At 47.2% G+C, this 22,470-nt stretch carries 16 protein-coding genes; 9 read left to right on the top strand and 7 right to left on the bottom strand.

The genetic code is table 11. The annotated features are described in order from the left end of the window. Positions 1-4: 4 nt before the first annotated feature. From glgB to MYF79_RS22255, 3 genes are all read left to right on the top strand, one after another. Positions 5-1,945: a 1,4-alpha-glucan branching protein GlgB gene (glgB, locus tag MYF79_RS22265; protein ID WP_247810038.1), complete on the top strand. Its 1,941-nt coding sequence runs from the start codon at positions 5-7 to the stop codon at positions 1,943-1,945. Positions 1,946-2,102: 157 nt separating this feature from the next. Further along, positions 2,103-3,002 (top strand): DUF4382 domain-containing protein, encoded by a 900-nt coding sequence (locus MYF79_RS22260; RefSeq protein ID WP_247810037.1) that lies wholly within the window; start codon positions 2,103-2,105, stop codon positions 3,000-3,002. A 97-nt stretch (positions 3,003-3,099) separates the two neighbouring features. Next, positions 3,100-3,702, top strand: coding sequence for a toxin-antitoxin system YwqK family antitoxin (locus tag MYF79_RS22255; RefSeq protein ID WP_247810036.1), 603 nt, complete (start codon positions 3,100-3,102; stop codon positions 3,700-3,702). A gap of 573 nt (positions 3,703-4,275) precedes the next feature. On the opposite strand, the gene MYF79_RS22250 is transcribed toward MYF79_RS22255, so the two are convergent. The 4 genes from MYF79_RS22250 to MYF79_RS22235 form a co-directional block, all read right to left on the bottom strand. After that, the gene (locus MYF79_RS22250; protein ID WP_247810035.1) at positions 4,276-4,944 is read right to left on the bottom strand and encodes a phosphatase PAP2 family protein; all 669 of its coding nucleotides are present in this window, start codon (positions 4,942-4,944) and stop codon (positions 4,276-4,278) included. A 122-nt stretch (positions 4,945-5,066) separates the two neighbouring features. Further along, positions 5,067-5,447, bottom strand: coding sequence for a KGG domain-containing protein (locus MYF79_RS22245; RefSeq protein ID WP_247810034.1), 381 nt, complete (start codon positions 5,445-5,447; stop codon positions 5,067-5,069). A 569-nt stretch (positions 5,448-6,016) separates the two neighbouring features. After that, positions 6,017-8,410 (bottom strand): glycoside hydrolase family 31 protein, encoded by a 2,394-nt coding sequence (locus MYF79_RS22240; protein WP_247810033.1) that lies wholly within the window; start codon positions 8,408-8,410, stop codon positions 6,017-6,019. 305 nt (positions 8,411-8,715) lie between these two features. Then, positions 8,716-9,621, bottom strand: a complete 906-nt coding sequence (locus MYF79_RS22235; RefSeq protein WP_247810032.1) for an oxidoreductase — start codon at positions 9,619-9,621, stop codon at positions 8,716-8,718. A gap of 314 nt (positions 9,622-9,935) precedes the next feature. Between MYF79_RS22235 and MYF79_RS22230 the strand changes: the two genes are divergently transcribed. Continuing rightward, entirely contained in the window at positions 9,936-13,049 is a 3,114-nt protein-coding gene (locus tag MYF79_RS22230) for a triple tyrosine motif-containing protein (RefSeq protein WP_247810031.1), read from the top strand. 105 nt (positions 13,050-13,154) lie between these two features. Continuing rightward, the gene (locus MYF79_RS22225; protein WP_233259880.1) at positions 13,155-13,787 is read left to right on the top strand and encodes a response regulator transcription factor; all 633 of its coding nucleotides are present in this window, start codon (positions 13,155-13,157) and stop codon (positions 13,785-13,787) included. Between the two features lie 233 nt (positions 13,788-14,020). Here the strand turns inward: MYF79_RS22225 and MYF79_RS22220 are convergent, their stop codons facing one another. Further along, complete coding sequence (locus MYF79_RS22220; protein WP_199655372.1) at positions 14,021-14,176, bottom strand: hypothetical protein; 156 nt, start codon at positions 14,174-14,176, stop codon at positions 14,021-14,023. Positions 14,177-14,597: 421 nt separating this feature from the next. On the opposite strand from MYF79_RS22220, the gene MYF79_RS22215 reads away from it, so the two are divergent. From MYF79_RS22215 to MYF79_RS22200, 4 genes are all read left to right on the top strand, one after another. Then, a complete protein-coding gene (locus tag MYF79_RS22215; protein WP_247810030.1) occupies positions 14,598-16,502 on the top strand; it encodes a DNA topoisomerase IV subunit B in 1,905 nt (634 codons plus the stop codon). A gap of 38 nt (positions 16,503-16,540) precedes the next feature. Then, positions 16,541-17,404: a DUF1835 domain-containing protein gene (locus MYF79_RS22210; protein ID WP_247810029.1), complete on the top strand. Its 864-nt coding sequence runs from the start codon at positions 16,541-16,543 to the stop codon at positions 17,402-17,404. Positions 17,405-17,553: 149 nt separating this feature from the next. Beyond that, entirely contained in the window at positions 17,554-17,952 is a 399-nt protein-coding gene (locus MYF79_RS22205; protein WP_247810028.1) for a cupin domain-containing protein, read from the top strand. Positions 17,953-17,956: 4 nt separating this feature from the next. Next, entirely contained in the window at positions 17,957-20,491 is a 2,535-nt protein-coding gene (locus tag MYF79_RS22200) for a DNA gyrase/topoisomerase IV subunit A (protein ID WP_199655368.1), read from the top strand. 389 nt (positions 20,492-20,880) lie between these two features. Here MYF79_RS22200 and MYF79_RS22195 read toward each other — a convergent pair whose 3' ends face one another. Next, positions 20,881-21,858 carry a hypothetical protein gene (locus MYF79_RS22195; protein WP_247810027.1) on the bottom strand — a complete coding sequence of 326 codons (978 nt, stop codon included), beginning with the start codon at positions 21,856-21,858 and terminating at the stop codon, positions 20,881-20,883. Positions 21,859-21,915: 57 nt separating this feature from the next. Beyond that, positions 21,916-22,455, bottom strand: coding sequence for a D-glycero-alpha-D-manno-heptose-1,7-bisphosphate 7-phosphatase (locus tag MYF79_RS22190; RefSeq protein ID WP_247810026.1), 540 nt, complete (start codon positions 22,453-22,455; stop codon positions 21,916-21,918). Positions 22,456-22,470: the final 15 nt, after the last annotated feature.

Raw genomic sequence — 22,470 nt, 5'->3', positions numbered from 1 at the left:
AATTATGACAACAGAAAAAAAGCCGAAACTACAGGCAGTAGTACCGTTTTCCTTGTTCTCCGCCAGGGATGTAGAGCTTTTCCAGGAAGGAAAGCATGCCCATTTATATGAGAAATTCGGTGCGCATGCAGTAGAATATGAAGGGGTGAAAGGCACTTATTTCGCAGTATGGGCACCCAATGCAGCCTTTATATCCCTTATTGGCGACTTCAACGATTGGGACCATTATAGTCACACTTTGTACCCCAGATGGGACAAGTCCGGTATATGGGAGGGATTTGTGCCAAACGTAAAGAAAGGAACCCTCTATAAATATTTTATCCGTTCCAATTCAGGAGAGGAGCTCCGTAAGGGAGATCCTTATGCCAACTATTGGGAGGTACGTCCGAGAACGGCTTCCGTTACCTGGCACCTGGATTATAAGTGGAAGGACAAACGCTGGATGGAAAGCCGGAAAGCGCACAATAGCCTGGAAAGCCCTTTCAGTGTATATGAAGTACATCTGGGCTCCTGGCGCCGGCCGGACAGGCATAATCATGAAGTATTCTATACGTACGGCGAGATCGCTGAAAAGCTGGTGCCCTATGTAAAGGAAATGGGTTTTACCCATGTGGAACTGATGCCGGTGATGGAGCATCCCTTTGACGGCTCCTGGGGCTACCAGGGCACGGGGTATTATGCGCCGACGTCGAGATATGGTTCTCCACAGGATTTTATGGCCTTTGTGGATGCCTTCCACCATGCAGGCATCGGCGTGATCCTCGATTGGGTGCCTTCACATTTCCCCTACGATGCACATGGCCTGTACAGGTTTGACGGCTCGCATGTGTACGAGTATGCGGATATGCGTAAGGGATATCACCCCGACTGGAACAGCTATATTTTCAATTATGCACGTAATGAAGTGCGCTCGTTCCTGTTGAGCAATGCGGTATTCTGGCTGGACAAATTCCATGTGGATGGTTTGCGGGTAGATGCGGTGGCCTCTATGATCCACCTGAACTATTCACGCGACACGGGCGCCTGGGAACCGAATATACATGGGGGAGAGGAGAACCTGGAGGCGATCTCTTTCCTGAAGCATATGAATGAAACGATCTATCGTTTGTTCCCGGATGTACAGACCATTGCAGAAGAATCAACTTCCTTCTACGGTGTGTCCAAACCGGTATATATGGGAGGGCTGGGTTTTGGCATGAAATGGATGATGGGCTGGATGAACGATACGCTGGCTTATTTCAAACGCGATCCCTATCATCGTAAATGGCACCAGGACCAGCTGACCTTCAGTATTGCCTATGCGTTTACGGAAAACTTCATGCTGCCCCTGAGCCATGATGAGGTGGTGCATGGTAAATCGCCCATGCTGTATAAGATGCCGGGAGATGACTGGCAGAAGTTTGCCAATCTGCGCCTGATGTATAGTTATATGTTCACACATCCCGGAACAAAATTGCTGTTCATGGGAGATGAATTCGGGCAGACGAGCGAGTGGAACTTCCGTTCAGAGCTGGACTGGCATTTGCTGGTGCATAGCTCCCACCAGGGATTGAAGGAGTTTGTGAAGGAACTGAATCACCTGTACAGATCAGAACCGGCGCTGTATATCAAGCAGTTCGACTATTATGGTTTTGAGTGGATCAACCTGTCTGATTATGACATTAGTGTACTGTCTTACCTGCGCAAGGGCTACAAACCGGAAGAAGACATACTGATCATCCTGAACATGACACCGATACCGCGGGAACATTATGCTATGGGCCTGGAAGGTGGCGGAAAATGGCGGGAGATCCTCAACAGTGACGACAGCCGTTTCTTTGGCAGTGGCGTTGTAAATACCGGCATCCTTAGTGCCGCTGAGGAGCCATTCAATGGTAAAAGCCATGTATTGCGCCTGCGCATACCCCCGCTGGGCGCGACTATTTTAAAAAGAGTGACACAATAGGAATGTAAGTGGTTGATATGGATGAGCTTATGAACATATAACAGTTTTTCTTTCTCTGTTAAACTTTTGTTTATTTTTGCCATCTAAAATACTGCCTTTACTCAGGGAAGCAATCCATCTGACGCGGGCGTATTATTAACCAAAACCATTCTTTTTTATGAAGACCTATCTCCGAACTACCGGATGGGGACTAGCCGCATTAGTATTGCTGGCTTTCGCCTTCCATGCCTGCCAGAAGGACAATTCCGCGTCCATGTCACCTGGCGCAGGGCAACAAAGATTAAGTGTTTATTTCGCTGACGATCCGGGTTACTTTGACAACGTATTCCTGGACATCCGCAAGGTAGAAGTACTGGTAGATACCTGTACTACTGATGCGGACGACGACAACGACCGTTGGGACAATGACTACGAGCGTTGCGGCTGGTGGGAAGACCACCACGATGACAAGGATCACTGCGATGTGTGGGATTCTCTTGGCATCCGTGCCGGCGTGTACGATGTATTATCCCTGCGCAATGGCGCCGATACGGTGTTGGGCGACGGTATCGTACCTGAGGGCAAGGTGAAAAAGATCAGGATCACCCTGGGCGACAACAACTACCTGGTGAAGGACAGCACTACTTATCCGCTGAAATCACCTTCCGGCCAGGTAAAGATCGTTATCCAGGTGCGTCACGACGAGTGGGAGGAATTCTCTGATAAGAATTTCCGACTCTGGCTCGACTTTGACATCGACCGTTCTATTATCCAGACCCGTCAGGGACAGTTCATTCTGCGTCCTGTGCTCCATGTATTCACTTTGAAACAGACTGGCAGCATTTCCGGCAGGGTAACACCGCGGGATGCCTTCCCTGTGATCACTGTGTATAATGACAAGGATACTTCCTATGCATTACCCTGGATAGACGGGCAGTATAAAGTAAGGGGACTGAAAGCAGGTACATACAACCTGTTTGTAAATGCTTCAAATGGTTACAAAGACACTACCATCACGGGTATCGTCGTGAAGAGGGGTGATAATACGAAAGTAGGCGACATTAAGTTACGCAAATAGGACAAAACAGGTTAAAGCAAAAAGACGACATTGAGTACCGGCGCAACGTTTGTTGTGCCGGTTTTTTTTTATGAGTACTTTTGCGGAAATTAATCCTATGAGAAAAGTGAGTGTTTTTTTATTTCTACAGTTCATGATGCTGGCCGCTTTTGCGCAGATGCCGCAGATAAAGCCCAACAAAGTGGACGCGCAGCAACGCAAACAGGGCGAATGGCAGGAGGAGATGCCCGAAGTGCGTGGAGAGCCGGGCTATACCTGGGAGGGGGCCTATGTCGATAACCTGAAGGAGGGCATATGGAAGAAGTATGCATTGTCCGGCGGGCTGATTGCCGAAGAAACCTACAAACATGGACAGCTGAATGGTTATTGCCGTTATTTTTATTCCAATGGCCTGGTAAGCGCCGAAGGTTCTTTTGTAGCGATGGGTATAGACGGTGAGATAGACAATTACAGGATCATAGACCCCATCACCGGTGAAGAGCGGTTTGAGGAAGTAAAGCGCGATGGTAGTTCCCAGCGTAACGGGATGTGGAAGATATATGACGAGGAAGGGAAGATGACAAAAGAATATTACAGAAGGGGAGAACCGATCACAGAAGAAGAATTCGGCAAAGAGCCGGCAAAACCTGCAACTGCAAAACCTGCACTACCGCCACCACCTGCATCGCTGCCGCATCAGAAAAAGAAAGGCAGGTCATAAGTATTCCAACCCGATATACGCCAAACCAACAAAACGCAACCGGCTCCGTTAGGAGCAGCGTGTTTGTAGCCCCGGGTGACAACCCGGGGGGAATGATATAACCCGCGGTGGTGGTAACAACCCGGATATACGCCAAATCAACAAAACGCAATCGGCTCCGTCAGGAGCCGCGTGTTTGTAGCCCCGGGTGACAACCCGGGGGGAATGATATAACCCGCGGTGGTGGTAACAACCCGGATATACGCCAAACCAACAAAACGCAACCGGCTCCGTTAGGAGCAGCGTGTTTGTAGCCCCGGGTGACAACCCGGGGGGAATGATATAACTCGCGGTGGTGGTAACAACCCGGATATACGCCAAATCAACAAAACGCAATCGGCTCCGCCAGGGCCCTGTGTTTGTAGCCAGGGGTGACAACCCGTGATAATGATACAACCCGCGGTGATGACAACAATCGGGGTGACGACAGGGTAGAAACCCTGTTCCAGATGGCGCAACTGTTACACGGTCTCAGTAAAAAATCTTCAGGCTCCCTGGTCAATGGCCAGGGAGCTTTTATTTTTATGGTATATCCTAAGCGGCATTCCTTTTTCTGCTCAGGGATCCGTTCCAGCGTGGATCACTGAAAAAAGGCCTGTTGCCGAACCAGGAAAGCCAGACGATGGTAACGACAGTAGCAAGGACAGAGCCCGCGGTAACATCTTCCAGGAAGTGCTGGCTCATATACATGCGGGAATAGGCCACAAGAAGGGCCAGTAACAGGTAAAGATATCCGAAGGTTTTCCGGGGAGTAATATATGTCAGTACGACAGCCATCGTAAAAGCGCATACGGTATGCCCTGAGGGAAAGCTGAAATTGTTGGCCAGTACTTCCACATCGGGCACATAATAGATCGGGCGTGTATGTGCCGCAAAATAGAGCCTGGGCCTTGGCGCAAAGAACAGGTTCTTCAGCGGTACATTGATCAGTGTAGTGAGTATGAGGCTGGAGGCCATCAGTACACTGCTGCGGTAACTCACGAAAAGCAGGAGCAGGCAGGCTACAATAGCGGAAACAGTGCTGCCGGCTTCCGTCATGTAAGGAAAGAAAACATCGCCTGCAGGGAAATGCAGCCCGTTAATGAAGTAATAGATATCCTCTTTTGAATATAATATTTTGAAGACAAGTACCAGGATAAGCAGGAAGAGATAGGGAATGAGAAAGGGATAGAGCTGTCGGGTATTGGCAGTTAGTTTTTGCAAGGATGCTTGTTTTAACGATTAAAGTATCTGACAAATATAAAAAAAAGGAACACCTGGTATACATGTCATGCATGCCAGGTATTCCTTTTTAAGGAAAGAGAAATTTCGGTGTGGAGTAGCTTTTACACCGATGAGTTGGAATTGTCCTTCTTCCTCTTGTTGTGAGCAGCTTCACCACCTTTTTTACCGATTTCGGCCATGTGCTGCCTGTTTCTGCTGACAGCTACTCCACCTTTACGTCCGGCCTCCCGGGCTTCAGCAGAGTTAAATTCGTGAGCAACACCCTGAGCATGAGCGGCGCGTCCACCTTTACTGGCTATAGCGCGTTGCATCGCTGCATCCATGGATGCGAAACCACGTTTATCTTTGCGGTTTGTAGTACTCTTTTCTTCGGATGATTGTTTGTTCTCTGCATGTGCTCCTGATTCCCTGGTTTCACGCTCTTGATCCCTTTCCAGTTTTTCCTGCTCTTGTGTGAATTGATTGCTTTGTTCTGCAGCCATAAGAATGAATTTTGAAAGGTTAAAAAATGGGTTCCATTTAACGGAGGAAATAGAATCGAATCGTGAGAGTAGGCACAACTATTATGCCGCGTATGCCAATTCCGTAGTATAACCCATTGGATAACAGCTTTGGCCGGTTGAAATTCTCACAAAAATGATCAGGATCGTGGAGTAGTGTTAACAAACTGTAGCATGAGTACGACACTGATGAAACGAGGGATATGGGTCAAAACACATCAATTAACGCATATAAAAAGTGAATGAGATGTTAAGAAATTGAATTATTAATTATTTGGGAATCATTTTGTAACCTGGCATTAACAAAACTCATCTGTTCAGTAATTTTTCGTCCGTTCATTTTGTTCATTTTGGCTTTACGACGTTGATATGCTTTGTGTATCAGTTATAACATGTTAATTTTGGATAACTCTAAAGTTGGCATAGGTTATGAAAAGGCACTAAGATCTCAATCTAATGTGCCCTTTTTTTTATGTAGGGTTTAAAACTACAAATCCCAAATTCTCTGAAGAATTTGGGATTTATAATCAAAAGCTGATCGGATCAATATATTATCTGATAACTAGATTTTCGAATTTCCTGTCCACTACAATATTTACCACATTCCCCACAAAGTTAGCAGCAGTAAGCTTTACAGCCTTTCCATCCAAAATATATTCCTTTGCTTTGAATGGCAAACCATGTACATGTATGTTATGTCTTCTGTATGCAGCGTTATACTGACCGAAATATTTTTTCCGGAGTGCGAAGCGATGTTTTTCTGAAGTTTGTTTGAATCTGATATCGTTATACTGACCATTTTTGTAGCCGTAATGATCGCCTGCATCTTCGTAAAGAAAACTGCTTGTTTCCTGCGTAGAATAATATACCTGTAAGATCATCTCTTCTGTGTTGCGTTCTTCTACATGCTGGATCTTCGGATAGTTCGGAATTACAACCCCTGCTTTCACGAAAAGCGGCATCTCATCGAGCGGCGTGGCTATCTTAATTACCTGTCCGCCATTATATACCTGGTCATTCCAGTAATAGTACCATTGTCCTTCCGGCAGGTATACTTCCTTTTCTTTCATACCTGGTTCAGACACATGGCTGATCAGCAGGGAATCTCCCAGCATAAATTCATGTGAGCGATCGTAGGTTTGTTTATCGTGCTGGGCAACGAAGGCCAGGGGGCGGATCATTGGGGTGCCCCAGCGGCTGTATTGCCAGAAAGTAGTGTAGAGGTAAGGTAGCAGGTGATAACGCAGCTGGATGAATTTCCTGGCCACTGTTTCGAATTCAGGTCCGAAGCTCCATGGTTCCTGGTTAAAGCCGGTTTCGTTACTGGCCGAATGTGTGCGCATCAGCGGGTGGAACACCGCTAACTGTATCCAGCGTACATACAATTCTCCATCGGGCTCGCCTATAAAGCCACCGATATCACTTCCTGAAAAGGAGATCCCCGATACGGCAAGGCGCTGGCACTGTATAGAAGCCAGCCAGAGGTGATCCCAGCTGGATACGTTATCGCCGGTCCAGAAGGAGGTCCACCGTTGTGCGCCTGCGTAGCAGGAGCGGGATATCACGAAGGGCCTGTTGGGCATCAGGAATTTCCTCATACCGGCCGCGGTTGCTTTACTCATCAGGTGTCCGTACACATTGTGCGCTTTACGGTGGCTTACGGCTTCTCCGTCATAGTCGTGGCGCACATCTTCAGGGAAGGTACCCATTTCGAACACTGCCGGTTCGTTCATATCGTTCCATACACCTCTCACGCCTGCATCCACCAGTTCTTTGAAGAGGCCGGCCCACCATTTACGTACTTCGGGATTGGTATAGTCGGGGAACACGCATTTGCCAGGCCACACATCGCCTTCCATGAGCGCGCCATCCTGTCTTTTACAGAAATAGTTGTTTTGTATGCCCTGTTTATAGATGTTATAGTCGGGGTCTACCTTGATGCCGGGATCGATGATCACCACCACTTTGAAGCCCTGCGCGGAGAGCTCTTTTATCAGTCCTACGGGATCAGGGAATCCCTCCTTGCTCCAGGTGAAACAGCGGAATCCTTCCATGTAGTCAATATCCAGGTGGATCACATCACAGGGGATCTGGCGTTTCCGGAATTCGGCTGCAATCTCTTTGACCCTTTTGTCGGGGTAGTAGCTCCAGCGGCATTGCTGATAGCCCAGGGCCCATAAAGGCGGCAATTCGGCAGTACCGGTGATGCTGGTATACCCTTCAGCTACTTTCAGCAATTCAGGTCCGTAAATGAAGTAATAGTTCATTTCACCGCCTCTTGCCCAGAAGCTGGTCACATTCTCTCTTTCTTTACCGAAATCGAAGATGGTGCGGAAGGTATTATCGAAGAAGATGCCGTATGCTTTTCCACGATGCAGACCATAGTAGAAAGGGATGTTACGGTATAAAGGATCTGTATCTTTCTGAAAACCGTAGGCATCTGTACCATAGTTCTCCAGGCGTTTGCCGTGCAGGTTCAGATCGGTAGGTTTATCGCCCATACCGAAGAAATATTCATCTTCCTGTATCTGTTTGCTGCAGTATACGATCTTGCCGCCTTTCTGCAGATAATACTGCCAGTGAAAGCCCAGTTCGTCCTGGTTGATGATGAAGCCTTCCGGATCGGTGATGGTAAGGCGCATATCATCTCTGGCGATATAAATACGTAAGGCTTCAGTATATATTTCGAAATTTTCTTCGTACTCGCGCAGTCCGAAGTTCACCGGAGATTCTTCGAGCCGCTCGCTGACAGCATAGGAGAAGTCTCTTTGAAAATTACCGTCGGCGGCGTAGCGGAAGCGAACGATCTTATCTGAAATGATCCTGACTTCCAAAATGGTTTCTGATGTATAAAAATAGAAGTAGTTCCCTTCTTTTTTCCACTCTTTAATTATATCCGGATAATGCTTGGCTGAATACTTACCCGATGAGGTTGTTACTTGCATAATTGGCTTTTAAGTTTCCCGAATCAACGTTCCGGTTTATGAGGCCGGTTGTAACAGTTGTAGTACTGTCCTGAATACCTTGATTCCCATTCTCATTCAGCACCCAAAATAGATAAAAATATTGTTATCACATGGTTTTACGATGGATGCTGCTAACTAATCGTTTACCGGTAAAATTAACACATTCGCTAAAATACCCATGTAACATATTCGTGTGTACCTTATCTTGAGAATCAATAATGTACTTTTTGCTTTAACCTATTTTTTCCGGGGGTGCTTTAGCAGCACCCCTTTTATGTGATATATTATAATTTGAACCTGCCGAAGCTGCCCAGCTTCTTACTGCCGGCGAGCCATACCTGTTTACCCGCGGGCGCTATACCGGCTACATGATATCCTTCTTTACTGATGTTATGCCAGTTGAGACCGCCGTCTTCAGAGATATCCGTACCGGATGTGCCTGTTGTAACGAAAGTATGATAGCCGATGTATTGCACACAGGAACGATAACCCCTGGGAGGTGTAGCAACAGGCTGCCAGCTGCGGCCGCCATCTTTCGTGATGAGACAGTTGTTTGTAGTAAGGGTATCCTTTGTATAATCGCCTCCTACAGCTATACCATGTTGCTTATCGGCAAATGCAACAGAGAATGCGCCGGTGCCCGGACTACCGTGTGTGAAATTCCATTCTACGGGTGTCCAGCGCTCCCAGCCGCTGATGAAACGACTATTGGTGCCGCCTGTTACAAAACAGGCTTGTCCGCCGGGTATAATGCGTACACTGGTGCCGCTGGCAGCGAAGATGGCTTCACCTTCTTTTGCCACAGGCAATGCTTCAAAAGGATCTGCCTGCCAGGTATTACCACTATCTTTCGTCCGGATGACCGTAAACCTGCCCTTGATAGGATCGCCAATGGCGATGCCTTCTTTGGCGTTCCTGAAAGCCATACCATCAAAGAAAACGCCTTTGGTATAGTTGGAATATACTTCTTTCCAGGTAGCGCCCCCATCTGTGGTCAGCAGCAGATGGGCCGGTTCTCCTGCATTCAGCAGCAGTGCCCGCTTATCGTTGAAGGCCACCAGTGAACGCCAGTCGCAGGAATCATACCCCGGTACCGTGATCCAGTCCCAGTGAGCGCCGTGGTCGGTACTACGGCCCACTTTGCCATCCGTACCTGAAAGCCAGATAACGCCGTTATTGAGCACGCTCATGCCCCTGATGCTTTTGATTGGAGGAGTAGGGTGCTGTTGGATGCTGTACCCGGACTGAGCCCTTGCAGGTAAAAAAAATACAGATAAAAACAGGGTCAGCATGAGTGATTTGTACTGCGAAACCTTGACTGTAGCTATGGAAGTTTTTCCGGGCATGTTTTTTTGTGTTTTTAATGGGATGGATTACCGGAAGAAAAATACAAAATCATTAGAAAGTGTGCGCTAGATTTATATATTTGCAAGCACTGCGTTATGGTGGACTCAGTAATTTAATAACCTCTATTACTTTAAAAGCATTGCAATCGCGGGCGCAGATGACGAGGACCTTATTATTTTTTTTCCTATGTACCCTATCCGTATCTGTGTTGAGCGCACAGGACAAGCCGTACATTTTCGATTCTTATGGCGTAAATGAAGGTTTATCCCAGAACTCGGTATATGATATCCTGGAAGATAATCAGGGATTTATGTGGATTGCCACCCATGATGGCATCAACAGATTCGACGGATATGGGTTCAATGAATACAGGTTCAATCCGAGCTTACAGGAGCGGGCCGGTCAGGGGAAGGGAAACCTGGTGGTCCGGAACAACAACGGGGGACGTGCATTGATTAACCGCTTTGCCCTGAAAGGGTATAAGGGCTACTCTCTTTACCGTAACCGGAGGCATCAGCTCATACTGACGCACAATTACGGTATCAGCCTGTACGATGAGTATAAGAATTCCTTCGAAAGCGTACTGGAAGACACTACTTACGAGAACAACGGCGAGCGCGACAGCGGTCATAAATTCAGGATACTGGGGGAAGATTCCGTACATCATAATCTATGGGTATGGCGCCCGGCGAAAGGGCTTTATGTGCTGGACGATTCCACTTATGCCAAGAAGAAGGTGATATTGTACCCTAAGCCCATGTTGCAACGGGGAATAGCAGCCAGCGCGGTGTACAAAGACGGCAATACCATCTGGATGAACTTTGAAGCGGGAGAGCTGCTGGCCATGAATACGCAGAATATGCGGCTCACCACCTATTGTTTGCCCGGCATTACCTCTCACGTTGTGCTCCGCAACCTGAACAGCGATACCCTGATCATTGCCAGCAAAGGACATCTGATCATTTTCAATAAAAAACAGAATAAGTACAGTGACCTGTCGTTCGACCAGCGCGATCCTAAAGATGCGAATTTCATTCCTTTATGCCTTGAGCTGGACCTTAACGGCAATATCTGGATAGGCGGCACGGACGGTGTTATGATCTACAATGTGAAGCGTAACGAGATCGTGAACCGTATCGTTTCTTTCAATGGTTCGGAAACGCGATCCTGGAATGTTGTGACTTACCTATACAGGGATGCAGCAGACAATATGTGGGTGGGCACCGATGGCGATGGCATCAAGAAATATTCTCCCAATAAAAAAGTATTTAACCTCTACCGTTCTCCGGCCACCACGCACAATATGGTAAGGGCCGTATACAAGCACGACGACGGCAAGCTATACGTAGGGCTGCTGAACGACGGACTGGATATTTATGAGAAAGGAGGGAAGTTCCTTGAACGTATACCCAGCGATGACGGAAAGAGCATTTTTCCGGCGAAGAACCTGAACGCCATCTGCAGGGAAGATTTTGAACATCTGTGGTTCCATTTCTCTGATATGCACATAGGTCTTTTCAATGTGCATACCCGCCGGTTCGACGATCTGACAAAGTACGTAAAAGCTGCGGGGTTACCGCCGCAGGAAGACATTTATCCTTTTATATTCAAACGTACAAGCGGAGAAGTGTATTTCAACTATGGCAGTTACCTGCTGCAGATCGTGCGGGGAGAAAGAGGCGGATACAAGGTTGCGATCGTACATGAATTTCCTGATGAAATACTGACCACGTATTACGAAGATTTCCTGGGAAACAAATATGTGGGAACGAAGGTGGCTGCCTACGTAAAAAAAGTGGGCAGTGCAGGCTGGGACCTTATCACCCTGCCACCGGGCACCATTGTAAAATCCATCGCGAAAAGAGCGGGAAAAGAGTTGCTGCTGGCAACTTCCAAGGGATTGTTCATGCTGGGTGAAGACAACCTGCGTAAGAAGCATTACAATAGCTACGATTATCCGGCACTGATCAACGACTACCTGTATGGCGTGCTGCTGGATGAGAAGGACAGGATATGGGTGAGTCATAACAAGGGCTTGTCGCAGATCAATCCTGCCAATGACGAGATCACAACCTACAATTACGAAGATGGATTGCAGTCGAACGAGTTTAATACCGGCGCCTTTTTCAAGTCGGTAGACGGAGAGCTTTTCTTTGGCGGCATCCGCGGATCCAATGGTTTTTATCCCAAGGACTTCAGGAACAATCCATCCAAGCCGAAAGTGGTGATCATGCGCATGGAAGTGCTGGATAAACCCTACGAATCGGATACGGCCCTGTCACTGCTCAGGAGAATAGAACTGCCTTATAATCACAATACCATTGCCATTGAATTTGTACCGCTGGAATATACTAATCCGCTGAAGAACAAGGTACAGTACAAACTGGACGGCGCGGACGAGGACTGGGTACAGGCCGGCGCTTTCCGGATGGCGCGTTATACGAACCTGCGGCCGGGCACTTATACGTTCAATGTGCGGGCGTCTAATAACGACGATATCTGGAACTCAACGCCTACCACGCTGGAAATAACGATACGGATACCGTTCTGGCAGTCGCTCTGGTTCAGGTTCCTGTTGTTGTTGCTACTATTGGGAGTAGCGTATTACTTCTCAACGTTGTACCTCGACTATAAGATCCGCCACGAGAAGCTGAAACTGGAGAAGGAGCAGGCGGTAGACCAGGAGCGTGCGAGGATCTCAAGCGATATGCACGACGACCTTGGTTCGGGCTTGTCTACGATCCGCCTGTTAAGTGAGATCGCGAAGCGGAAAATAACAGATACTTCGCAGACGAAGGAGCTGGAGCGTATATCCGAAGCCGCAGGAGAGCTGGTGGATAAGATGAGCGAGATCATCTGGGCCATGAATTCATCGAACGACTCACTGGAAAACCTGATCGCTTACATGCGTAGTTTTGCAGCCGACTTCCTGGAACATGCGCATATCACCCATCAGTTCTATATCCCGGAATCTATCCCCAATATTAAACTAAGCGGTGGAACCAGGCGGAATATATACCTGGCAGTAAAAGAATCCTTACATAATGTGGTAAAACATGCCCAGGCCTCGGAAGTAGTAATACAAATAGAGATGCATAAGAACATGACGATTATGATAAAAGATAATGGCAAAGGCTTTGATCAGGAGAAAGTGAGGTTGTTCGGAAATGGCCTGAAGAACATTCAGAAGAGAATGCAGGCGGTAGGGGGACATGCTGATATCACATCGCATCACGGTACGATAGTTTTGTTAGATATCCCGTTAATTTAGTCTAGATTTGTAAATAACATAAATGTGGTATTTCGTTGACCTCTGTCTAAACATAACAACTGATTATAAATGACTGTATACTCGAAAAAGAAATCTCAGGATAACATGGATATTATTTCTGTGGCGATTGTAGAAGACAACCATGATATCCGTACAGCCATGGAATTACTGATTAATGGCTCGGATGGGTATGCCTGCATAGGAGCGTTCAACAATGGGGAGACAGCGGTGGAGCAGATCCCCAATCTGTTGCCTAACGTGGTGCTGATGGACTTTAATCTTCCCGGCGGTATGAATGGGATCGAGTGTATTGCCCGTTTAAAGGGGGAATACCCGGATATGCATTTCATGATGTTGACGGTATACGAAGACGACGATAAAATATTTCAGGCACTGGAAGCGGGCGCCAGCGGATATATCCTGAAAAAAACGCCGCCGAGCGAGCTGCTGGGCGCCATTCGCGACCTGCATGAAGGTGGTTCTCCCATGAGCTCACAGATAGCGCGCAGGGTGGTGGCATATTTCCAGAAGCAGGCCAAGCCTAACCCGGCACTGGAGGCATTGACTTCCAGGGAAAAAGAGATCCTCGACCAGTTGTCGAAGGGATTCCTGTACAAGGAGATCGCCAGCAACCTGTTTATCAGCATTGAAACGGTACGCAGGCACGTACACAATATTTATGAGAAACTGCATGTGAGAAGCCGGACTGACGCGGTGAACAAATATTATAACAGGTAATCAACTACTTTTAACTTATTGCATAGAAAAGGGCGCAAAGATTGTCTTTGCGCCCTTTATAATTTTACTGGATAATGAGTGATTTACTTCTGTTCATTGCTTGTCCCGAGTTTCCCCAGCGCTTTGCGCATAAAATGTACCGCGAGGGCCATTGAGGCAATCAGTAAACAGGCCAACTTAAATAAGAGACCGGCTTTCATAGGTAAAAGTCTTATTAAGATAATGAAATGTTGTTACCTCATCATCTGCCAGGAATTGAATCTTTCCAGCAATCTGATGAATCTGCTGCTTAAACGGTTCATAGAGCGTTGCTCTTTATTAACCATATAAGTAATGAGGAGTGCAATGGTAAGCACTGCTAACAGTGTGATAAAGAATGTAGCTTTCATAGTTTAGGACAGAGGTTTGTTTTCAAAAAGACGACTTTGTAAATATAAAATATTTAATTATATAAATTGTCATTTCTGAATCACTTTTGTGAATAAATTTTTATGCCCTTTTGTACAATATTTGAAGAAATTATATTTGTTTTATCGTCGTAAACCGGGAAAACCTTGCCAGGAGCGAAAATTCTTTTTGGCGCTACCCTCAAATAATTGTTATTCATTTATTTAAGCATAGTGTATAACTAATACTTGGGATGATACGCTGAAACCTTTATTTTTGCCAGCAACCGGCTTTTGCTAAAAGTTTTAGTAAATTTGCCTTCCGGAAGAAAATGCCCCATTTGACTGATCTTGAGGAACCTGGCATAAATGGTGCATCGAAACCGGGCATTGTAACAAAGTAAATTGGAATTTCTATATAATTATGGCTACTACGGATAAGAAAGATCTCCAGAACTCCTATACCGAAGATTCGATACGGTCACTCGACTGGCGTGAGCATATCCGTCTTCGTCCGGGTATGTACATCGGCAAGCTGGGAGATGGTTCCAGCATGGACGATGGTATCTACATCCTGTTAAAGGAGGTGGCTGACAACTGTATTGACGAGCACACCATGGGTTTTGGCAAGCAGATCGACATCAAGGTAACGGAACACAGCGTCACCATCCGTGACTACGGGCGTGGTATTCCATTGGGAAAAGTGGTGGATGTGGTGAGCAAGATCAATACCGGGGCTAAGTACGATAGTAAGGCTTTCCAGAAATCTGTGGGATTGAACGGTGTGGGTACCAAAGCGGTGAATGCACTGTCCAGCTACTTCAGGGTGGAATCTGTGCGTGATGGCCGGGTTAAAGTAGCAGAGTTCGAGCGTGGGGTATTGACAAAAGAACATAAAGAGGCAGCTACCAAGGAGCCTAACGGTACCCTGGTGACTTTCACGCCTGATGATACCGTTTTCCGTAACTACAGGTTTATTCCTGAGTTCCTGGAAAACCAGATCTGGAATTATTGCTTCCTGAACGCGGGATTGACCATTAACTTCAACGGCACAAAATACGTTTCCAAGAATGGTTTGCTGGACCTGTTACAGCGTAAAACCAATGAGGATGAGCTGCGTTATCCTATCATTCACCTGAAGGGAGAAGATATAGAAGTGGCGATCACGCATGAGAACCAATACGGAGAAGAGTATTATTCTTTCGTGAACGGTCAGCATACCACCCAGGGCGGTACGCACCTGGCAGCCTTCCGTGAGGCATTCGTAAAAACTATCCGCGATTTCTATAAAAAGGATTATGACGCTACGGATATCCGTGCATCTATCTGTGCCGCTATTTCAGTAAGGGTACAGGAGCCGGTGTTCGAATCCCAGACCAAGACGAAACTGGGCTCTCTTACCGTATTTGAGAACGGTCCGTCTATGAAGGCGTTTGTGCTGGACTTCCTTTCCAAACACCTGGACGACTTCCTGCATAAGAATCCTACTACAGCAGAATCGCTGAAGAAACGTATTGAGCAGAGTGAGCGTGAGCGTAAGGAGCTGGCCGGTATTAAAAAGCTGGCGAACGAAAGGGCCAAGAAAGCGAACCTGCATAACCGTAAGCTGCGCGATTGCCGCATCCACCTCAACGAAGAAGTGAGCGGTAAGGATAAGAACGACCTGGAAACCAAACGCCTGAACACTACCATCTTCATTACAGAGGGTGATTCTGCGAGTGGTTCCATTACCAAGTCCCGCAACGTGGAAACACAGGCGGTATTCAGTCTCAGGGGTAAACCGCTCAACTGTTTCGGTCTTACCAAGAAGATCGTATACGAAAACGAAGAGTTCAACCTGCTGCAACATGCATTGAATATAGAAGAAGGGCTGGAAGGGCTGCGTTACAACAGGATCGTGATAGCCACTGATGCCGACGTGGACGGTATGCACATCCGCCTGCTGATGCTGACCTTCTTCCTGCAGTTCTTCCCTGACCTGGTAAAGAACGGTCACCTGTATATCCTGGAAACACCTTTGTTCCGCGTACGCAACAAGCAGCAGACCATCTATTGCTATAGCGATGAGGAAAGGCAGAAAGCCATCAAAAAACTGGGAGGCAAGCCTGAGATCACCCGCTTTAAGGGACTGGGTGAGATCTCTCCACAGGAGTTTGGCGCCTTCATCAACGAAGATATGAAGGTGGAACCGGTGATCCTCTCTACAGACACGCATATCCAGAAGCTGCTGGAATACTATATGGGTAAGAATACACAGACGAGACAGGAGTTCATTATCAGCAACCTGCGTTATGAGAAGGACCTGGTTGATGAACTGGTAGCGGAATAGAAGCAGGTATTTAAATCAGCATTATTTTAACAAGATCAATGGCACTGTTACATATCGTTTTCGGTGAATCATCCGCTACAGCACTGGCAGGTGCATTTGAATTGGATGAGCAGCTGAAAGGAGACATACTTTACTTTGAAGATGACCTCTCAGTAGGTCCTCTTTTCATCCTTGACACTAAAGATGGTCAGGCCGCCCGTAAACAGTGGTGGAATCAGCTGGCAGGCATACAACCGCAACAAGTGGCAGAGGGAGCGGCAGAAGCGCAGATGGTAACGCCGGCTCCGGCTGTCGCGGAAGAGGAGGCGGGCGACCAGGAGAAGTTCCGGCAGCTGAAAGCCCTGCTGAAGTCTGAACCAGAACAGCAGGTATACGTCTGGGCTGGACAGAATTCCAGGGACGTATGCGGATATTACTGGCTGGTAAGCCAGCTGTACGACTTTGCAGGACGCATTCACATTATCTACCTCAATAACCTTCCTTTCCTCAATGAGAAGGGAAGCGTATTTTATCCTACCCATCTGCATCAAATCCTGGCAAAAGAGTTCCTGAAAGCAAAGAAACTCGCAAGGCCTGTTTCCCTGGCTGAATTTGAAATAGACGGAGATGAATGGAGCAGGATGATGAATGAGAACGCCGGTGTGCGTTTACTGGAAGGTGGTAAGAAGATCAAGGGAGAACCTGCCGTCTTCTACGATAAGGAACTCTTGCAGCAAAGTACTGCAGAATTCCAGAAAGCATCGAAGGTAGTAGGGCTGGTAACCGGCAAACTGAAATATCCTGTTATGGACCAGTTCCTGGGATGGCGCCTGAAAGAACTGATCAAACAGGGTAAACTGGAAAGCAAGGGAGAACTGAAAACGATCAGGGATTTTGAAGTGAAACTGCCACCTGCAGAATAGCAGCTTGCAAACACTCAGGAAGTAAACAGCTGCCGGTGATGAAAGCAGGGCAGTGGTGCATGTAAGCCGGTATATTGACAGGGCGGTAGTGAGTGAAATATCACCAGTATTAAAAACGGAAAAGGTAATTACAGATAATAGATAAACACATGGTAAAAGTAACGCCTGTACAGCTGGTGGGGGAAGATGAGAGAGGCAGCAACTACGAATGGAATACCGACCGTAGCGGCGATTTCATTCTGTGTTACCGGAAGGCCGGCAGCAGCAGCGGACAACATTATCATGAAGGGAAGGCGGATTATAAGAATCCGGAAGTCCTGTACCTGTTAAGTGGTAAAGCAGCAATGGACTGGTGCCCCCTGGGCGGCAGCAGCATTGAAAGGGTGGAGATGGAAGCGCCGGCAAGAATAGAGGTGCCGGTCAATGTTTGGCATCAGCTGATAGCAGTGACCGACTGCTGCTTTATTGAACTGAACTCGATGGCTGACGTACGGAAAGATTCCATACGCATCTGGAGAGATGAATTTGAAAAGATGATCAATAAATAAGATTATGAGCGACATCGATAATACACAACCGACAGACGAGTCATTACATAACATCCTCCACCTGGGGGGCATGTATGAGAACTGGTTCCTGGATTACGCTTCCTACGTGATCCTGGAGCGTGCAGTGCCCAGCGTGGAAGACGGTTTAAAACCCGTGCAGCGCCGTATCCTGCATGCGATGAAGGAAATGGACGACGGCCGTTTCAATAAAGTGGCCAATGTCATAGGTTCTACCATGCAATATCACCCGCATGGTGACGCCTCTATCGGCGATGCGATTGTTAACCTCGGACAAAAAGACCTGCTGATCGAGACCCAGGGTAACTGGGGCGATGTGCGTACCGGCGATGATGCCGCTGCTGCACGTTATATCGAGGCACGCCTGTCTAAATTTGCACTGGATGTAGCATTCAATCCCAAGACCACACAATGGCAGCTGAGCTATGATGGCCGTAAGAACGAGCCATTGTCGCTGCCCATGAAGTTCCCGCTGCTGCTGGCACAGGGAGCGGAAGGTATTGCCGTGGGCTTGTCTACCAAAATATTACCACACAACTTTATAGAACTGCTGGAGGCTTCCATCAAACACCTGAGAGGGAAGAAGTTTGACCTCTATCCTGACTTCCCTACCGGGGGCATGATAGACGTAGCTAACTACAATGATGGTAAACGCGGCGGTAAAGTGCGTGTGCGTGCGCATATCGAGGAGAAGGATAAGAAGACATTGCTGATCAAGGATGTGCCTTATGGCGTTACGACAACGACCCTGATGGAGTCTATCGTAAAAGCGAATGATACCGGCAAGATCAAGATCAAAAAGGTGGTAGATAACACCGCTAAAGACGTGGAAATAGAAGTACAGCTGGCGCCTGGTATCTCTCCGGATATCACTATCGATGCCCTGTATGCTTTCACTGATTGTGAGATCTCTATTTCACCGAATGCCTGTGTGATCATTGACGATAAACCACGCTTCCTGACAGTAGGCGAACTGCTGAAGTACTCTGTTGACTTTACCCAGGCATTGCTGAAAAAGGAGCTGGAAATAAAACTGCAGGAACTGCAGGACAAATGGCACTACACCTCCCTGGAAAAGATCTTCTTCGAAAAGGGTATTTATAAGGAACTGGAGCAGAAACATAAAGACTGGGAAGCTGTAATAGTAGCCATCGACAAAGGATTTGCGCCTTATAAGAAAAACCTGAAAAGGGAGATCACCCGTGAAGATATCCTGAAACTGACAGAAAAACCGGTACGCCGTATCTACAGACTGGATATCAATGAGCTGAATGAGCAGATCAAAAATCTTGAGGCCGACATCAAACAGGTGAAACACGACCTGGCCAACCTGGTTGATTTCACTGTTAACTATTATGAAAACCTGCTGAAGAAATACGGTAAAGGCCGTGAGCGTATTACCGAGATCAAGACCTTCGACACCATCCAGGTACAGCAGGTGGCAATGGCCAATACCAAGATCTATGTGAACAGGGCAGAAGGTTTCATCGGTACATCACTGAAGAAAGATGAGTTCGTGGCAGATTGTTCTGACCTGGACAACATCATCATCTTCCGCAGAGATGGTAAGATGATCGTTACCAAGGTGGCAGATAAGGTATTCGTAGGTAAAGACATCATTCATGTCGACGTCTTCAGAAAGAACGATGAGCGTACCACCTATAACATGATCTATGTGGATGGCAAAACCGGTATGAGTTATGCCAAACGCTTCAATGTAACAGGTATTACGCGCGACAAGGAATACGACCTGACCATCAAAGGTGAGAAGAACTCCAAAGTACATTATTTCTCTGCCAACCCGAACGGGGAAGCGGAAGTGGTGAGCATCCGCCTGAGCCCTAACTGTGCGGCAAGAAATAAAGAGTTTGACCTGTACTTTGAGACGATCGCCATTAAGGGACGTAACTCACAGGGTAACCAGGTAACGAAATACCCGATCCGCAGTGTGAAATTCAAGGAGAAAGGCGTATCCACCCTGTCTGGTCAGAAGCTCTGGTACGATACAGAAGTAGGCCGTCTCAACACGGAAGAAAGAGGTGTGTATATCGGTTCTTTTGAAGGAGACGACAAGATCTTTGTAGCCTTCAAGAACGGTACTTATGAGCTGACCAATTTTGAGCTGACGAACCGTTACGATCCGAATGAGCTTGTTTATATTGAGAAATTCAATCCTGAAAAGATCGTTTCCGCCATCTACTTTGATGCAGACAAGAAACAATTCAACGCCAAACGTTTCAAGGTTGAAACGCAGACATTGAACAACAAGTTCCTGTTCATCAAGGAAGGCGCAGGTAACTACCTCGAGATGATCACCACCCATGCAGAACCCGTGGTGCTGCTGAAGACAGGCAAGAAACGGAATCCGGAAGAGGAGGAAGTGGACCTGGCTGAATTTGTGGAGGTGACAAGCTACAGAACCGTAGGTACCCGTATAGCAGGTGAAGAGCTGATCAGCGCTGAGCTGGCGTCTGAAGAGGAAGAACCGGATGGCGACGGTGTTCAGGGAGAATTGTTCTGATAATATCTTATCGATCTATAGTAGCCGTCCGCCGCAAGCGGACGGCTTTTTTATTAATTACGATCTGCATGCTACCCCTGCCCGCTGTTGGAGATATTCCTGCGAGCAACAATCATCTGATATCCGTAAGCAATTTTTAAAAATAAGTTCTTGTATAACGCCTGTTCAGTCAATGTATGAGTCTGCGTGTGACTTACTATTAGAGCTCTTTTGAGCCTGTATGCGACATCTCATAGAAGTTAATGGAAGAAATTGCAGCTTGCATAACGATGTCGGTTTAAGGAGGAATGTTTCAGGAACAATAAAGGCCGGGTCTTTAAGAACCAGCCTTTATAAATCTTTTTTATCTCAGGGAATGCTTTTCCATATAGAAAGGCAGTCTCTTTTATTTATTGTTTAGGTTTTTTCGGCTTCGGTTGTAACTCTTCATTGATCTCTTCCGCTGTTCGGGGTTTGGTCATTTTCTTCTGTTTCTGATTCAATGGTTCTGCGACAGGTACTTTGCCCTGGGGCAGCGCATCATGGAATACTTTTTCGATGTGTACCCATTTGCCTGCTTTCCACTTAAACCCTTCATAGTCCAGGTCCGGCACGAAGGTGGATGGCTTACCCGGCTGGTTACTTTCCGAAATAAGGTGATCGTATACGATCATATCCATATCAGGATTATAACTTAAACTGATGGTAGCGTCTTTTTTAAATTCCAGTATGAAACGGTTGCGTGTTTTTTTAGGAATAGTGTCTTCCATAAAACTGAAGAACGGACCTCCGAATACGGGCTGGCCGTCTTTGAAGGTCAGCATATCCAGCAGCTTCTTCTGGCTGCGGATATTGTTAGGATCCCAGCCGAAGAGCGTGTAATAGTTCTGGTTAAAGTAACGGCGCTGCAGCACCTTATAGTAAAGACAGCCATACCAGTTTTTATTGCCGGCAATGGTGTCGGTGTTTTGCATATAATCGGAATCGTCGAAGAGGGGGAACAGTTTCAGTTCACCTCCTTCAGTTCTCATCTGGATAGCGCCATAGTGATGATAAAAGCTGGTTTCCTGTTCCAGTCCCCAGGTAAAGATCCGGAAGGTGCTGTCGGCCGGGTACTGGATGGAGACAGTGGTCAGGGAATCGAACTTAAAATCGAATGAGTAAGGCGTTTTCAGCGCTTGTACCAGTTTGGGAATAAAACGGTCATTTGCCTGCTGCCTCGTGGCTTCATCCCTGCCTCTCAGTATGGTGGCGGAGAGGACCTGTAGGGAATCCTGCTGTGAACGCAGGGCAGCTTCGTTAGCAGGGCTTATTCTTACACGCTGCGCCCGGAGGCCGGTGTACGTGAAGAAAGTGCAGCATAACAATAGAAGACAGGCTCTGATCATAATTTTATTTGAAATGAAAACTTTATCTACAGGCTTATTACGTTATATAATACAAAATTATTGTATGATGGCCGAAAATTCCAGTAGTCCCTTGCAGCGATAGTCCATCAGCGGGTGGGGAAAGGGGAGATCCGGTTTGGTGGAGGGAATGAATACGGTGGTCATTCCTTTATCCTTACCGAATTTCATGTCACTCAGGGTATTCCCGACCATTACTGCACGGGAGAAGTCAATATCCGGGAAGTCGGCCTTTGCCTGCAGGGCCATGCCGCCGTTCGGTTTACGGCAGGGGCTGTCATTGTCAAGGTCCGGGCAATAGTAGATCTTATCTATCCGTCCTCCTCCCTGCGTGATAACTTCCAGCATTTTTGCATGGATATCATGAAGGCCCTGCTCTGTTAAAAGGCCTTTACCTATACAGCGCTGGTTGGTAACCATCACAATACGGCCGAATTTCCCCGCGAGGGCGGGTAAGGCGGAAAGGACGCCCTCTTCAAAGCGGAACATATCCCAGCTGAGCACATACCCGTCTTTGATCTCGTTGTTGATCACCCCGTCCCTGTCCAGGAATAATGTCCATGAAGCGTCGATATGCATAATCTTATAGTGCAG

It is taken from the genome of Chitinophaga filiformis (assembly GCF_023100805.1).
GTDB lineage: Bacteria > Bacteroidota > Bacteroidia > Chitinophagales > Chitinophagaceae > Chitinophaga > Chitinophaga filiformis_B.
Note: the sequence above shows the minus strand (reverse complement) of the source record. Positions and strands in the feature narration are given on the sequence as shown.

What these genes read in the sequence shown, in the direction of transcription:
- glgB (WP_247810038.1), top strand. Translation starts at nt 5, where the DNA reads ATGACAACAGAAAAAAAGCCGAAACTACAGGCAGTAGTACCGTTTTCC.
- MYF79_RS22260 (WP_247810037.1), top strand. Translation starts at nt 2,103, where the DNA reads ATGAAGACCTATCTCCGAACTACCGGATGGGGACTAGCCGCATTAGTA.
- MYF79_RS22255 (WP_247810036.1), top strand. Translation starts at nt 3,100, where the DNA reads ATGAGAAAAGTGAGTGTTTTTTTATTTCTACAGTTCATGATGCTGGCC.
- MYF79_RS22245 (WP_247810034.1), bottom strand. Translation starts at nt 5,447, where the DNA reads ATGGCTGCAGAACAAAGCAATCAATTCACACAAGAGCAGGAAAAACTG.
- MYF79_RS22240 (WP_247810033.1), bottom strand. Translation starts at nt 8,410, where the DNA reads ATGCAAGTAACAACCTCATCGGGTAAGTATTCAGCCAAGCATTATCCG.
- MYF79_RS22235 (WP_247810032.1), bottom strand. Translation starts at nt 9,621, where the DNA reads ATGAGCGTGCTCAATAACGGCGTTATCTGGCTTTCAGGTACGGATGGC.
- MYF79_RS22230 (WP_247810031.1), top strand. Translation starts at nt 9,936, where the DNA reads ATGACGAGGACCTTATTATTTTTTTTCCTATGTACCCTATCCGTATCT.
- MYF79_RS22225 (WP_233259880.1), top strand. Translation starts at nt 13,155, where the DNA reads ATGGATATTATTTCTGTGGCGATTGTAGAAGACAACCATGATATCCGT.
- MYF79_RS22220 (WP_199655372.1), bottom strand. Translation starts at nt 14,176, where the DNA reads ATGAAAGCTACATTCTTTATCACACTGTTAGCAGTGCTTACCATTGCA.
- MYF79_RS22215 (WP_247810030.1), top strand. Translation starts at nt 14,598, where the DNA reads ATGGCTACTACGGATAAGAAAGATCTCCAGAACTCCTATACCGAAGAT.
- MYF79_RS22210 (WP_247810029.1), top strand. Translation starts at nt 16,541, where the DNA reads ATGGCACTGTTACATATCGTTTTCGGTGAATCATCCGCTACAGCACTG.
- MYF79_RS22205 (WP_247810028.1), top strand. Translation starts at nt 17,554, where the DNA reads ATGGTAAAAGTAACGCCTGTACAGCTGGTGGGGGAAGATGAGAGAGGC.
- MYF79_RS22200 (WP_199655368.1), top strand. Translation starts at nt 17,957, where the DNA reads ATGAGCGACATCGATAATACACAACCGACAGACGAGTCATTACATAAC.
- MYF79_RS22195 (WP_247810027.1), bottom strand. Translation starts at nt 21,858, where the DNA reads ATGATCAGAGCCTGTCTTCTATTGTTATGCTGCACTTTCTTCACGTAC.
- MYF79_RS22190 (WP_247810026.1), bottom strand. Translation starts at nt 22,455, where the DNA reads ATGCATATCGACGCTTCATGGACATTATTCCTGGACAGGGACGGGGTG.